8 protein-coding genes are annotated in these 15,393 nt (G+C 67.1%); 3 read left to right on the top strand and 5 right to left on the bottom strand.

Annotated elements, in window-relative coordinates; translation table 11 throughout:
• Window positions 1-305: 305 nt before the first annotated feature.
• The 3 genes from AB0M63_RS44470 to AB0M63_RS44460 are packed head-to-tail and all read left to right on the top strand — an operon-like array spanning window position 306 to window position 9,114.
• Window positions 306-7,283 carry an RHS repeat-associated core domain-containing protein gene (locus AB0M63_RS44470; RefSeq protein ID WP_366023389.1) on the top strand — a complete coding sequence of 2,326 codons (6,978 nt, stop codon included), beginning with the start codon at window positions 306-308 and terminating at the stop codon, window positions 7,281-7,283.
• Window positions 7,271-8,044 carry a hypothetical protein gene (locus tag AB0M63_RS44465; RefSeq protein ID WP_366023388.1) on the top strand — a complete coding sequence of 258 codons (774 nt, stop codon included), beginning with the start codon at window positions 7,271-7,273 and terminating at the stop codon, window positions 8,042-8,044. Before AB0M63_RS44470 ends, AB0M63_RS44465 begins: the two co-directional genes overlap by 13 nt.
• Entirely contained in the window at window positions 8,041-9,114 is a 1,074-nt protein-coding gene (locus AB0M63_RS44460) for a Dyp-type peroxidase (protein ID WP_366023387.1), read from the top strand. Before AB0M63_RS44465 ends, AB0M63_RS44460 begins: the two co-directional genes overlap by 4 nt.
• A 171-nt stretch (window positions 9,115-9,285) precedes the next feature.
• On the opposite strand, the gene AB0M63_RS44455 is transcribed toward AB0M63_RS44460, so the two are convergent.
• The 5 genes from AB0M63_RS44455 to AB0M63_RS44435 all read right to left on the bottom strand — a co-directional run bounded on the left by AB0M63_RS44455 (window position 9,286) and on the right by AB0M63_RS44435 (window position 13,947).
• Entirely contained in the window at window positions 9,286-9,888 is a 603-nt protein-coding gene (locus AB0M63_RS44455) for an SMI1/KNR4 family protein (RefSeq protein WP_366023386.1), read from the bottom strand.
• 77 nt (window positions 9,889-9,965) lie between these two features.
• Window positions 9,966-10,412: a hypothetical protein gene (locus tag AB0M63_RS44450; RefSeq protein WP_366023385.1), complete on the bottom strand. Its 447-nt coding sequence runs from the start codon at window positions 10,410-10,412 to the stop codon at window positions 9,966-9,968.
• A gap of 98 nt (window positions 10,413-10,510) precedes the next feature.
• Window positions 10,511-11,035 carry an SMI1/KNR4 family protein gene (locus AB0M63_RS44445; RefSeq protein ID WP_366023384.1) on the bottom strand — a complete coding sequence of 175 codons (525 nt, stop codon included), beginning with the start codon at window positions 11,033-11,035 and terminating at the stop codon, window positions 10,511-10,513.
• Window positions 11,013-11,621, bottom strand: coding sequence for a DNA/RNA non-specific endonuclease (locus AB0M63_RS44440; protein ID WP_366023383.1), 609 nt, complete (start codon window positions 11,619-11,621; stop codon window positions 11,013-11,015). Before AB0M63_RS44440 ends, AB0M63_RS44445 begins: the two co-directional genes overlap by 23 nt.
• Window positions 11,587-13,947 (bottom strand): RHS repeat-associated core domain-containing protein, encoded by a 2,361-nt coding sequence (locus tag AB0M63_RS44435; protein ID WP_366023382.1) that lies wholly within the window; start codon window positions 13,945-13,947, stop codon window positions 11,587-11,589. Before AB0M63_RS44435 ends, AB0M63_RS44440 begins: the two co-directional genes overlap by 35 nt.
• Between the last annotated feature and the right edge of the window lie 1,446 nt (window positions 13,948-15,393).

The raw sequence follows: 15,393 nt of genomic DNA, 5'->3' as shown, positions 1-15,393 counted from the left end.
CACAGTCCGACCGCTGAGTGCGGCTTTCGCCCCCTCGCCGGATTCGAGCCATCAGCCGTACCGCTGCCGCGCCTTCCACTTGGTGGCCCTGTTGTCTCGCTCAGGCTGGTCCGCCGCAGCCAGAGGCACAGACGCCGTCCGTGCAGGCACCATTCCGGCGGCGCCGGTGCGGTAAGGCCGGTCTCGGCCACATCCCACGCACATGTCGCGTACATGACCTTCAGTGCCTACGGTGTGACGCATCGCGCGATGAGTGTGGGGGTCATGGGGCGTGCGCGTCCCATGCGGTGCTCTGGGGAGGGCGCATGCGGTCACGGGGCGGGGTCTTTCGTGCCATCAGACAGGGCCGGTACCGGCTGATCACGGCAGGCACGCTCGTGCTCGCGCTGGCCACGGGGACCATGTCTAACCAGGCACTGCCTCCGCAACCGGATTCGGTCAAGTCCGCCCCGTCCACCGGGACGACGACGCCCCGGCCTGATGCCGTCTCCTCCGCGCAGCCGGATGCGGCTGCTGCCGAGCCGACCACCGACAACGCTGTCTACGCCTATGACGCGGTGGGCCGTCTCGTCGGTGTCACGGACCCGGCTGGACAGACGGCCCGCTACCGCTACGACAAGGCCGGCAACCGGCTCGGGGTCGACCGGTTCGCCTCCAGCACACTGTCCGTGCTGTCGGTGGTCCCCGTGCGTGCCGCGCCCGGCGCCAAGGTCACTCTGTCCGGTACCGGCTTCTCCGCCACCGCCGCCGGCAACACGGTGACGCTCGGCGACAAGGCGGCAGCCGTCGCCTCGGCCTCCGCGACCCGTCTCGTCGTGACCGTTCCGGCGGACGCGGTCAGTGGAAAGGCCATTGTCACCGTCGGTGGTTCGAGCGTCGAGGCGACGGAGTCGTTCACGGTCGCCTCAGCCGGTCCCGCCATCTCGAAGATCGACCCGGTATCCGGCGTGTCCGGTACCCAAGTCACCCTCTCCGGCACCGGATTCGCTGCGAGCGCGACGGAGAATGTGGTCCGGTTCAATGGCATCGTCGCCGAGGTCAAGGCGCACACTGCTACCTCGCTGACGGTCGAGGTTCCGCCCAACGCCCGTACCGGAAGCGTGGCGTTGGACACCCCGGACGGGTCAGCGACAGCGCCCGGCGATTTCACCGTCACCCAGGACGCTCAGGAGGCGCTGTTCGACACGACGATGCGCGCCGCGGTCACCGACCCGGATCCGTCACAGGTCTCGGTGGTGACCCCCGGGCACAAGGCGCGGATCCTCTTCGACGCCGAGAAAGGTGATGCGATCGGGTTCGGTCTGCAGGGGGCCTCGTTCACCTCCCGCTCCGACATCACGGTGGTCTCGCCACAGGGTACGACTGTCGCGGCCTCCAACTTCCTGAGCACGCTGGCGGACTGGGAGGTGACCGGTCTGCCGGAGCCGGGGACGTACCAGTTGGTCATCGCCCCGCGCAGCAGCGACGTCGGTTCGGTCGCGGTGCTGCTGTCCGCGCCGGCCGGCGGGACGCTGGCCTTCGGCGGGCCGACGGTGACCACGAATCTGTCGCGGATGGGGCAGGACGGAGCCTGGACGTTCGCCGCGGCCAAGGGCGATTCACTGAGCCTCGGCATCGACGGCACGGCGATGGGCGGATACCTGCGCTGCTACATCTATCTCCCGGACGGCACGCAGTCGACCTATCTGCCTGTGCCCAACGGTGACAGCAACTCGGCGGACGTCGACTCCCTGCCTCAGGACGGGCAGTACACGCTGCGCTGCGATCCCGACTCCGCCGGTACCGGCACCGTGAAGCTGTCTCTCGCCCACTACGCCAAGGGCACGCTCGATCCCACCGCGGCGTCGACCACCCTGGACCTGGCTTCGCCCGGTCAGGACGGCCAGGTCACCTTCACCGCGCAGGCCGGGGACTATCTGAGCCTGGGCGCCACCGGAACCACCGTGCCCTCGTACGTCACGGTCACGGTCACCGGGCCGACCGGCAGCAGCGTAGGCAGTTTCACCGCGGCCCCCGGCCGTGACGCCGACTGGGACAGCGCCGCCCTGGCGGCCGCCGGCACCTACACGGTGCGCGTGGCCGGCTACAAGGTGGGGACCGGCAAGGTGACCCTGACCCTGTCGAAGCCCGCGGACATCGGCACCCTGACCCTCGGCGCAGCTGCCGTCAGAGGGGCAGTGGCCCGGCCCGGGCAAAACATCAACGCCTCGTTCAGCGCGCAGGCGGGCAGCAACCTGTCACTGGGGCTGGCGGCGAACACGTTCGCCAAGACCCTGTCGGTGACCGTGCTCGCGCCGTCCGGCGCCACGGTGATCAGCAACCGCCTGATCGCAGCCGGCGCCTCCGGAACCATCGCGCTGACCAATGTTGCCGAGTCCGGCACCTACACCGTGCGGATCAATCCCAGCAATGCGGCCACCGGCACCGTCGACCTCACGCTCAAAACAGCGACGGCCGCGGCCGCCACCACAGCCCTCACCACCGGCGCACCGCACTATTCACTCAACGCGGTCTGCTTCAGCCTGCGTTTCGCCCTCCCTATCCCGGACTCGGTCCAGGTGCACGCCGACAAGTGCGATGCCCTGCAGAAGCAGGCCGAGGTCAAGGCGGCCAAGGCCAAGAAGGCAGCCGGTATCGTGCCCACGGGCCCGGACGCCTGGCAGCCGGGCGCCGAGAACCTGAAGGGCCGTGACTGGATCACCGGCCGGGGCGCCGCCCCGAAGGCTCCGGCGCGGCTGCGCGCCCCGCCCGGCAGCACCGCGCTGAGCGGGCATGTCCTCAAACTGGACGGCACACCGCTGGCCAAGGTCACCGTCCGCGCCGGCACGAAGACCACGCGCACCGACGCCAAGGGCCGCTTCGTCCTTGCGGGCACCAGCGCCGACGCCACCACGGTGGTCGTGGACGGCGCGAGCGCGAACACCCGGCAGCGCACCCACGGACGCTACGACATCCGCATCCACCCGGTGGCAGGCCACAGCACCGACCTGGGCTTTCCGGTCTGGATGACCCCGCTGGACACCAAGCACACCGTCACCTTCGACGCCCCGGCCAAGCGTGACATCACGCTGACCACCCCGCAGATCCCGGGGCTTGAGGTCCGCATCCCCAAGGGCTCGGTGATCCGCGACGAGCACGGCAAGACGGTCACCGAGCTGGGCATCACCGCGATCCCGGTCGACCGGCCGCCGTTCCCTCTGCCCAAGAACAGCGCCGTACCGGTGTTCTTCACCGTCCAGCCAGGCGGCACCTACGTCTTCCCCGAGGGCGCGCAGGTCGTCTACCCGAACTACACCCACGAAGCCCCCGGCGCCCGCATCGACTTCCTCGCCTACGACCCTGCGGGCAAGGGCTGGCACACCTACGGCCACGGCACCGTCACCCGCGACGGCAAGCAGGTCGTCCCCGACAAGAAGACCCGCATCTGGGCCTTCACCGGCGCGATGCTCAGCGTCTCGGACATCATCCCCTTCGACATCTCCGGCATCGCGGATATCTTCGACTGGCTCTCGGGCGACCCCGTCGACCTTCAGACCGGCCTGCTCACCGACTCCCGCACCGACCTGGGCGTGACGGACCCGCTCGGCCCGGCCGAAGTCACCCGCACCTACTGGCAGGGCGATTCTCGCTCCCGCGCCTTCGGTATCGGACGCGACCTGTCGTACAACATGTATCTGCAGTCCCAGCACCTCTACACCGAGGTGGACCTGTATATACCGGGCGGCAAGAAGGTCCACTTCGTCCGCACGTCGGCAGGCACCAGCTACGGCGACGCGGTCTTCGAACCCCAGGGCACCCCCACCGCCCTGAACGGCTCCAAGATCCAGCAGGAATCGGGCGGTTGGCACCTGCGCCTGCGCGACGGCACCGACTATGTCTTCCCCTGGTACGGGCCGCTCAGGGAGATCCGCGACCGCTTCGGCAACGTCATCCGCCTCACCCGGTCCGACGGAACAAAGGGCGACGTCACCAACATCACCACGCCCGGCGGGCGCTGGATCTCGCTGGCCTACGACAGCCAGCACCGCGTCACGGGGACACGGGACAACACCGGCCGTACGACGTCCTACACGTACGACAGCACCGGGCGGCTCCAGACGGTCACCGACCCGGCGGGCAAGGTGAGTTCGTACACCTACGACGGCACCTCCAACCGCATCGCCACCGCCAAGGACGCCCGCGGCATCGTCTACCTGAGCAACACCTACGACGCCGACGGCCGGGTCAAGCACCAGACACTGCCCGAGGGGCAGGAGTACTCCTTCGCCTACACCCAGACGGGCACCGGCCAGATCACAGCGGCCGAGGTGACCCAGCCGGGAGGGGCGATCCGCCGGGTGGAGTTCGACGACTCCGGCTTCGGCGTCACCGACACCGAGGCGTACGGCACCACGCTGGCCCGCAAGACGGTCTACGAACGGGGCACGAACCACAGGGTCACCGCGGTCGTGGACCCCTACGGGCGGCGCACCGAGCTGTCCTACGACGCCAACGGGCATGTGACCTCGGCTCTGGAGCTGGCCGGCACGGCCGATGCCCGCTCGACGGGCACGACCACGTTCGACGGTCCCTACGACCAGCCCACCAAGTCCACCGACCCCCTGGGCAACGCCACTGTCTTCTCCTACGACGCCACCGGCAACCTGCAGACCGCCACCGACCCGGAAGGCCGCGCCACCGCCTTCACCTTCGGAACGGACGGCCAGGTCAAAACCGTCACCGACAACGCGAACGCCCAAACCCAGTACACCTATAGCCACGGTGACCTGACCGCGGTGAAGGACGCCGAGGGGCGCACGACGAAGCAGTTCACGGATGCCGCCGGCCGCGTCAGCGCCCTGACGGACGAAGCGGGCTCGCTCACCACGGTCACCTACGACCAGCTCAACCAGACACGGGAGATCACCGACCCCCTCGGTGACACCACGACCCTCGGCTACGACGACAACGGCAACCTCACCGCCCTCACCGACCCTCGTGGCAACACCGCCGCCTGGGCCTACGATGACGCCGACCGCCCCAAATCGGCCACCGACCCGCTCGGCGCGCAGGCACTGTTCACCTACGACGCGGCCGGGTTCCTGAAGAAGGCGACCAGCCGGTCGGGACAGGCGGCCACGGCCGACTACGACCTGCTGGGGCGCACCAAGACCGTCCAGTACGGTGTCGACGACCTGGGCCAGGCAGAATCGACCGTCACCTACACCTATGACGGCAAAGACCGGCCCCAGCAGATCACTGACAGCCAGGCCGGCAACCAGTCCTTCACCTACGACGCCCACAACCGCCTGGCCTCCACCACCGGCCCCACCGGCACTGTCGGCTACGTCTACGACGCCGACGACCGCCGCACCCAGATGACGGCAGCCGCAACGACCACGACGTACGGCTACGACAAGTCGAGCATGCTCACGTCCGTCACCTCGGGATCGCAGCAGGTCGCCCTCGGCCTCGACGCGGTGGGCCGAGAGAAGACCGCCACGCTGCCCGGCGGCATCACCCGCACCACCGGCTACGACACCACCGGCCTCATCACCTCCATCTCATACGCCCAAGGCACCAAGTCCATCGGCAACTTGACGTACACGCGGGACGAACGCGCCCTGCAGACCGGTCTGACGGGCTCGCTGGCCAAGGTGGCCCTGCCCGCCGCCGAGACCGGGACACAGTTCGGCAAGGACAACCGGATCACCAGCTACGACGGGCGCACGTTCACCTACGACGCCAACGGCCAACTCACCGGCGACGGCCAGCGCACCTACACCTGGAACACCCGCGGCGAACTCACCAGCCTGAGCAAAGCCGGAACCGCCTCGTCGTTCGGCTACGACCCGCTCGGCGGCCGCATCTCCAAGACCACCGGCACCACCACCAGCCGCTACCTGACCGACGGCACCAACCCACTGGCGGAGCAGGACAGTTCAGGAACCACAAAGGCCACGGTGACCACCTCCGGGCTGGATGAGTTCCTCACCCGCACGGAGAGCGGCAAGACCCAGGTCTACCTGACCGACGCCCTGGGCAGCGTGGTCGGCCTCGCCAACTCCGACGGCACGGTCGCGACCACCTACGCCTACGACCCCAATGGCACGCCCACCGCCTCCGGCGCGGCAACGACGAGCCCGTACACGTTCACCGGCCGCGAGGACGACGGCACCGGCCTGCTGTATTACCGCGACCGCTACTACGACCCCCAGACCGGCCGGTTCATCTCCCAGGACCCCAGCGGCCAAGCCGGCGGCACCAACCTCTACGAGTACGCCCTCTCTTCTCCCACCACCTACACCGACCCCTCCGGCAACAACCCCATGATCGCCGCGTGCGTCGTCGGGGGTCTCATGGACGGCGGCCTTGACTGGCTCACCCAGCGCCTGTCCGGACGCAAAGTCAACTGGGGACAGGTCGGCCAATCCGCCGCCACTGGCTGCCTCGCCGGCATGCTCGGCGAAGGCCTCGGCGCCCTCGCCGAAGGCGGAGCAGGCTCCCGCGTAGCCGGATGCGCAACCCCCAACAGCTTCACCGGTGATACCCCCGTCCTGATGGCCGACGGCACCCGCAAACCCATCAAGGACGTCGCCATCGGCGACATCGTCCTCGCCACCGACCCCGACACCGGAGAAACCGGACCCCGCAAAGTCACCGCCCTGATCAAGGGCGACGGAGACAAACAACTCGTCGACATCACCCTCGACACCGACGGATCCGCCGGGACTAAGACAAACGCCCTCACGGCCACTGAGGGCCACCCCTTCTGGGTCCCGGCACTCCACCAGTGGGTCGAAGCTGGAGACCTCGCGGCCGGACAGTGGCTGCAGACCAGCGCCGGCACCTGGGTCCAGATCACCGCCGTCCACCACCGCGTCCAGACGACCTCGGTCTACAACCTCACGGTCGACGGCTTCCATACCTACTACGCAGCAGCTGGTACCACGGCTGTCCTGGTCCACAACTGCACTACCCCGCTCTACCGTGTCGCACGACACGAGCACGCAGACGAGATCACACACGGACTGGACCTCGACCGGTTCCCGCGGAACGAATTCGATGACGGGTCGGCCTACTTCGGAAATGCGGAACGCGTCCTAGACTTCCTCAGGGGGCACACGGATACACACGGCCCCGGCTACAGAATCGAGGTTCCGACAGAATGGCTGGAACGGCACATCGAGGCGGGCACCATTAATCGCTACCCGGACATCACTCCCGATAACATCGAATACGTGATCCCCCGGGAGCTGTTCGAAGAGCTGAACACATTTGATCGGTACCCATGGAGTCCGTAGTGGAAGAGGAAAACAGCCTCAAAGAGAGATTCCCGCGATACTCAACGATCTGCTGTACCGTGACAGCACATCGCAGTTACGGACTGATTGTAGAAATCGACGAAGAGTTTCGCGGCTACATCGATCTCGGACACATAGCCCCGACTTCGACCAGTGGGGAAAATTGGCCCCGTATGGGCGCAGAGATACGAGCTCTCGTCCTCGGGGTTACACATGATGGCCGCGTGAGACTGGATATCAGGCGGGATGATCTAGAACTCGCCGACCATGCCGTCGATCTTCCTGACGCTATGTCACGGTGGACAGCCGCTCGGCACGCGGAACCGGGCAACACAATGGCGCAGCGCAGGTTTTACGAGTCCCCCGATGCCGCCATACTCTTGAGTTGGCTGGTCGCAGGCGGAGGCCGCGGAACCTCGATCGATTCCGTATGGGGGCTCGTCGATGACGCCCCGGAGGAAATCAGGAGAGAGGTCGCTAAGTCCCTGACCAGAAGTGCTCTCCACGGTGATCCAGGCCTCTATCCCAACATGGCCACCCTGTATACGGCGTGCGGCATGGACCTGTCCCTGGACATTTTGAACCGGCTACTGACCGAAGAGTCCCCTAGCCCGGAGGATCTCACGGCTCTCGCTGCTTCCGTAACAGATCGACGTATCCTCAATGTTTTGAAGAGATGGGCTCTGGATTCTGCAGACGCAGCGCTACAAAAGGTCGGCGAACGCCTGACGACGCGAACCTTGGGTGACGGTGTCACATGACCACAAGTAGGAGAGGATTGCTGCGCGCCTCGGTCGCCGCTGCCGCTGTCGGCACAGGTGGCATCACGGCCGCTGGCATCGTCGCATCTGGCAACAATCCCGCGCATCAGAACCAGATGCCATCTCCTCTGCGGGGCTCAGCCCCGTTGCAGTACGCGCAGATAGCGGCTCTCGACCTCATCAGTAGAAGCCACCGCGGCGATTCGCTGCATGCCGCACACCATGTCATTAAAACAATGGACGGCGGCAAGATAGCCGCCTGGCTGGCCCTAGGAGAAAGTGCTCTTCCCGCGTCGACGTTAAGGCCCCAGCACCTTAGACAAATGCCGGCGTTTCCTGGGGACCTGTTGGATCCTGCGCAGTCGCACGGAGATCTCCTGCTCCAGATCACAGGAACCTCGCCCAAGGCAGTACAGAGCGCAATCGCGCAGGCGCTTCGTGAGTTGCCTCAGTGGCGGATACGCTGGCGAATAGACGGCATGCGCCCAGAAAATCGCACGGAAGACGGCAGAGGGCTGGCCCGCAACCCTTTCCATTTCACCGAGGGCTACGGAAACCCCGCCACGCCAAGTGGCGTTGAGGAGCGTGCGACCGTCACCGCAGCCCAGGGTGAGCCGCCTTGGGCGGTGGGCGGCAGCTACCAGGTCATACGGATCATCCGGCTCGCCACCGACTTCTGGGACCGGGACACCATCCACGAACAGGAGCGCATCATCGGCCGCCGCAGGAACGGCCGTTGGCTGGACGGCACTCCCAGCACCGAGCAACCCGTCTTCGCCGCCGATCCTCACGGCAGGACCACGCCGCTCGACGCGCACGTGCGCAGGGCTGCTCCCGACCGGCGCAACCCACCGCCCCTCGTCCGCCGCGGATACAACTACGACCACGGCAACGGCGACACCGGGCTCATCTTCTCCTGTTTCCAACGCGACCTGGAGAAAGGCTTCGAAGCCGTCCAACGCCGACTGCAGGGCGAAGCCATGGCCAAATACGCTCTCACGGTCGGGGGCGGCTACTTCTTCGTCCCCCCGCCCGGCAACGCATGGATCGACGCAGTGGGCGCAAAGTAGGCATCCTTGCTCGCGACCTGCGGTGCGGTGAGTTACTTCCGACATCACCAGGACCACATCTCAGAGTGTGCGAGTTGCTGCAGCGAGATGTCTCTGTGGCCGAGAGTCTGCTTCAGATCAGCCCCAGGGAGGCCGACGTGTGCCGGTGCCGTTCAACCTGCTGTCCGGCCATCACATCCCACGGGGCGGGCCGTACCGCGTCTCCGGACGATCATCCGCGGCCATCGGCAGGTCCTGGAGGGCAACGGGGCCCGGGTAGAAGGCGGAGCCGCCTGGGCCCGTCATCTCCTCGCCCATCAGCCAGCGGTAGAGCCACTCCGCGAACGAGCACGAAAACTCGAAGAACTCGTAGTCGCCCCCCTCCACGAAGAGCGATCCCTTCCCCGACGCGCCCTTGGGTGCGTAGAAGATCGCCTCGGCCCGGTCGGTTCCCGCGATCGGGATCAGACCCTCAGGAGTGCCGAAGGCCAGTTCGGAGACGCCAAGCGAGATGCGGGGATCTCCCTCAGGCTCCCCTTCGTCCCATTCGATCTCCGCCCAGGACCGGGACGTCGTGCGAATGTTCTCGCCCAGATTCCAGCGTTCGGTGGCTGGATGGCTCAGGTACAGGTGCCCGTTGATCTGGACCGGGGCGTACGCGTCGACGATCTCCTTGTAGTCCGCCGGGAGGCCCGTACCAAGCTCTCTCTCCAGCGTGCGCCACGCCTCGGGATCCCGATACCGCCACGCGGGCTCACCGAGCATCTCCAGGACGCGCTCGACGTAGTTCTCCATCCCCTCCGTCACCGCCCCGGGCAGTCAGCACTGCCCCATCGTTCCCATCTTCGCGTGGAACACAGCCTGGTATGCCTTCAGATCACGGGACTGTCAGGCATGGACTGCCATCGCGGCTCCTTGGCGGGCCAACCCCGGGGGAGTTTCTCCTGCCTCAGGATCTTCTCCAGGAATTCGGTAACGCCTCCGTCGAGCAGGAGGAATTCCGGGCACTGGCGGAATGCCACGGCCACCCTCCACAGCCTCGTCCCAGCGTCGGGGAAGAGCAGACACACGTCGCCGTTCCAGTCGTGGTATGCCCACGGAACGATGTCCTCCCATACTGCCGTCAGGGCCGGCGGAATGTCCCGGAGGCCGCCGTAGGCCGCCCGGAAGCTGTCGCGCTCCTCGCGCATGAACGTGAGGAGGGGGTCGGCCCCTTCGGGATGCGGAACAAACAGGTGGCCGTAGAGCAAGGCATCGCCGTATCCATCCACGAACTCCTTGTAGTCCGCGGGGAGTTCGCGGCCGAGCCACTCCTCCACGGAACGCCACGCCTGAGGAGGCGCGGGGTGCAGGCGTTCAGAAGGGCCCAGGAGGGAGGTCAGGGACGACGAAGGCACCACTGCGGTTCGCCGCCCGTTCAGGGTTCGAGTGCACCCACAGGCTCGAACGACGGCTCGTCCTCGATGATCGGGATCTCCAGGTCGCCCCGGAGCGCCGTCCAGAGGAAGTCCGTGAAGGACAACGGCAATTCGCCCCATTCACCCATGTCGATGACGACGGACCAGTCCTTCCCGCCGGCCTTCGGCGGGGACAGGAAAACGTGGTTTCCGGATGACGAGCGGGCGATCGGCAGGCATCCGTCCGCCGCCGGATAGACAGCGTACGGATACATGTCCGGGGCGTTCCGGGAGAGTTCCGCGTACGCGTATCCCGCCTGCTCCCACAGGGATTCGAGGCGCAACCCGTCGTCCCCCGCCACTCCCCTCGGGTGGAACAGGTAGAGCTGGTCGTTCAGGCAGCCGGAACCGTATGCCGAGACGAACCCCTTGTAGTCGTCAGGGAATTCGATCCCGGCGCGGTCCTCCAGCGCCCGCCAGTCGCGTTCCACGTCACCGTTCACCGAGGGCTCGCCGAGGAGCTCACGGAACCGAGAGAGTTCCACCGGATGACCTTTCGGTACAGGAGTAACCGCCGGACGCCCGATTGTAGACCGTGCAGTTCAGGCCGTATCCGCCGTCTCCGACCGCGTACATCTTGATCTCAGTCGGGATCGCCGGATCGGTGCCGTTGTACACAGGGAGCACACCGAGCGCGACACGCTGGCCCGATCTCACCGTGCTGGTGATCTCGTCCTCCAGTGAGCGCATGTGCGGGGAGTTCGCAGGGGTCTGGTAACCCGCCACGAAGTTCCGCAGGGTGTCGTTGGCACCGCCCATCTGGTTGCCGATCAGGTGCAGGGCGGCCCGGTTGCTGACTGGCAGTCTCTCGTACCCGGCGGGCTTCCACTTCGGGTCGAGACGCCAGGCCCGCAGATCGTAGGAGTCGATGTACGCGACCGCTCCAGTGGCCCGGCAGTCGTCGGGGCCGGCTCCGAACCGGGTCATGGGGGCGTAGTAGAAGGAGGGGTCGGTGGAAGGGAAGTCCCGGGAGCACCGGTTCCTCGTCCGTTGAGCGTTGGGGTCCGCGCCGGACTTGCCGAAGCCGAAGTCCGGGTCAATGTCCTGGTCCGGGAACAGGCTCTGGAGCATCGAGGGTTGCGAGGTCCGCAGGCGTGTACTCGCCGTCGTCCAGGAGACCGCGCATGGTCTCCGGATCGACCGTCGCATCGACGCCCTTCTTGGTGTTCCACGTCTCGTCGGTCCACTCCGCCTTGGGCTTCGTGCGGGTGGGTGCGGGCTCGGGGTTGGGCCCATTGTTGGGGTTCTGGTCGATGGGCGGTGCGGGCGGCGTGATGACGCAGTTGTACGAGCAGCCGCCGGAGCCGGTTCCCGTACCTGTACCGGTTCCTGTCCTGGTTCCGGTGTAGACGAGCGCCGAGGAGCCCGGTGATTGGCTCGGGCCTGTGTAGACGAGTGCCGAGGAGCCCTGCGGCTGGCTGACCGCCGTGTAACCGTCGTTGTAGCTGGGGCTGTTCCAGCCCCATACGTTCAGGAAGATCTCCGCCGCGAGACCGTAGCCGCGCCCGGTGAACATCCTGGCGTACCTGAAGAGGTTGCCGATGTTCCGGTCGAGCCAGTCACTCTTGGGCTGGAACCGCACGGTCCTCCGGTACGGGACGTCGCGGACCTTGGTGTCGTGGCCGGTGGGGTCGGTGCCGTTGAGCGGTCCGCCGTTGGCGTAGGCGTACCGGTTGGACTGGGTCGACGGCGACGGGCTGAGTTGCCAGGTGTCGCGCGAGCCGAAGGAGCCGGTGCCGGGCTGGTACCAGCTGGCTGCCATGTTGACGTCGCCGCTGGTGGGGTCGGTCCAGCCGGACTGGTAGCCGACGGCGGGGGTGGTGCCATTGGTGGCGGTCTCCGTACCGAAGGGGTCGTAGGCCGTCGAGCCGGTGATCTGTTTGCCGTCGGCGGCGAGGCCGGCGACGAGGGCGGTGTGCTGGTCGGTCAGGGCCCACTGCTTGGTGGTGCCGGTGGACATCGAGAGCAGGGCACCGTCAGGAGTGCGGTTGTAGCTGGTGGTGCCGTCGCCCGCGAGGTTGTTGGAGCCACCGTCGTAGGTGAAGGTTGTCGTCCCGCGGGTCTGGACGCGGTCCAGCGAGTCGTAGGTGTATGTCGTGCCGCTGTCGGTGGCCTTGCGTTCGAAAGCGTCGAAGGTCAGCGTGCGGGGGGTGGTGCCGGTGTCGACCGATGTCAGCGTGCCGCGCGCCGAATACGTGAACTTGGTTGTGCCGTCGGTCAGTTGGCGGTTGCGGGCGTCGAAGGTCGATGTGGTCGAACCGGCCTTGGTGCGGTTGCCGGCGGCGTCCCACTCGTACGACGTCGTGGCGGCATCGTTGGTCCAGGACGTCATGCGGTTCGCGTAGTCGTAGCCGTAGGTGTTGGTGCCGGCTGCGGCCGTGCCCGTCGTCTTCTTCGACGTCAGGTTGTCGTCCAGGTCGTAGCCGTAGGTGGACGAGGCGAGGGTGGTCGCGCCGTCGAGGCTGGTGACGGCATCGGTGTTCAGGCGGCCGAGGTCGTCGTAGCCGTAGGTGCGCTTGGCCGTGGCCGTGTACGAGGTGGCGCCGGTGGCCTTGGTGGCGTACTGCTCCAGGCGCGGGCGTCCGGCGGCGTCGAAGTCGTACCAGATCTGACTGCCGGTGGCCGGGTCCTGGACCCAGTCGATGCGTCCGGCGTTGTCGTAGCCGTAGGAGGCTGTCCCGGCCGTGGTCTTGCGCAGTGTCATGGCGCTGTCGGCGTTGTAGGTGTAGCTGGCGGCGCCGCCGGGCCCGGCGGCGGTCAGGAGCTGGCCGCGGTCGTTGTAGGTGTAGGTGTTCTGGGTGAGGCCGTCGGCGGTACCGGTCGCGGTGAGGCGGCCGGCGAGGTCGTAGGCCAGGGTGCGGTCGGTGGTGGTCGCCTGTGCGCCGGTGCCGGTCTCGCGGGTGAGACGGCCGAGGCCGTCGTAGGTGCGCTCGCGCTTGACGCCGCCGGGGAGCAGTTCCGTGACGTCCTGTCCGGCCTTGTCGTAGAGGGTTGTCCAGGTGCGGTCGGCCGCGTTGGGGTGGGCGGTGGTGGACGGTTCGATGGTGGACTCGGGCAGGCCCCAGCTGTTGAAGGTGTAGACGGTCTTGTTACCTCGGCCGTCGGTGAGACGGGTTCGGTTGCCTGCCGCGTCGTGGCCGAAGGACGTCGTGATCGATGCCGTGGCGGAGACGGGTTCGATCTGCGTGGTCAGTTGGCCCAGGGCGTCGTAGGTGTACGTGGTGCGGGCCTTGGTCTGGGCGGAGACGACGGCCGTCCGGTTGCCTTCGGCGTCGTACTCGGCGGTTGCCGTGCGCAGCGCGGTGGTGCCGGTGCCGTAGTCGGTGTTCGCGGTGACGTCGTCGAGAGCGTCGTACGCGGTGGTTGTGCGCCGGTTGGTGGCGTCGGTCGTCTCCATCTGGCGGCCGAGGCCGTCGTAGCGTTGACGGGCTCGGTGTAGAAGCGGGTGGTGTAGGTGCCGTCCGGATTACGGTAGGTGCGCTGCCGCTCGCCGCGCTCGCCCGTGACTTCCTTGCTGCGCTTGGCGTCGAAGCCGTGGGCCGCAGCCGCGCCGGGCACCTCGGCCTTCTGGACACGACCGGGCTTCGGCAGCTTCGCCGTGCCACCGAGGTCAGTGACACCGTCCGCCTGATCGGCGGACAGCTCACCCCGCCCCTTGAGCGCCCCCTTGTTGCCGCCCTTCGCGGAGGCGTCCGTGGCGTCCGCCGACGTGCTGTGCCCACGGCCCGCCGCCGAACCCCACACCTGGTCGGGTGCCTGTCCGCCGGAGCCTGCCGCTGACTGGCCAACTGCCAGCGCGGCCTGCTCGGTTCCCGCCAGCACGGCCAGAACGAAGGCAACAGCAACAACAAGCGGACGCGCCGGACGCACGGGCCCCCCACCTCGGTGAACAAAACGTAAAGGAGGTTCTAAGCGATCTTTAAAGAGATACACAAGTGCTCCATATGGTTTCACCAAGCCGAAGTGGCAATGATCACGGGTCATTTGCGGCAAAACATGCAGTCCGGTCGCACTTCTGCGGCTTGAAGCCTCATGCCCTGGGTCCGGACGTCTCAGGGAGCGTGTTCCCTGTCAGTCCACCGTGACGTGGACGGTGCCGTCCGGATGACCGTAGGTCTCCAGCACACCAGCCGATCACCAGAGACCCGCATGCCCAATCCCAACTCCCCGCAGCTGCAGCGCCGTTCATGGCTCTACGCCATCACCGTCGCCTTAGCCCTGACCCTCCAGCAGGGATCGCCCTCAGCAGGTCATCACTCTCACGGCCTGCCTCCTCGTCCTCATCGCCCTGATCACCTCGACCGGGCACAGCGGTGAATAGTCGTCCGGCCTCCACAACCGAACCCATCCCGGTCTCAGAACGGCCGAGATACGCCCGTTCCATAAGTCACTGCAGTGATCCGGGACCGCGGCGGACGCGAAACTGACCCTTCCTGCTTCACGCACGGGTGGCGCACCCGAGTGCCTGCGGCAGGCCGGCTACGGCGCGCGGCCGCCCATGCCCCTCGCCTTTCTGGTAGAGCCGGGTGCGGGCTCTACCAGAAAGGCGAGGGGCATCGCGTCGATATGGGCAGGCGGGTAAGGGCCGGATCGGGGCGGTGGTGTGGGCGACGGGTGCGGTGTGTGCGGCGGTGGTCTTCGGCCGGGGCGGGGTTCTGTCGCCGAACGTTCAACCCGGTGGCAGATTCCAGCCGAGTGACCGAGGCCGGGATGTGATGCTGCGTCAGACGTGATGTTGCCGGCCAAAGATCAGCTTTCGACACTCGGGGAATGGGGAGCCAGTGCGGTGGAGCGACAAAGAAGCGGAAGGCTTGCCGAAACAGGGTGCGGGAAGCAGGGCTGC

Origin of the sequence: Streptomyces sp. NPDC051576, assembly GCF_040681835.1 — a bacterium.
Lineage (GTDB): Bacteria > Actinomycetota > Actinomycetes > Streptomycetales > Streptomycetaceae > Streptomyces.
The sequence above is the reverse complement of the archived record's forward strand: the minus strand, read 5'-3'. Positions and strand labels throughout refer to the sequence as shown.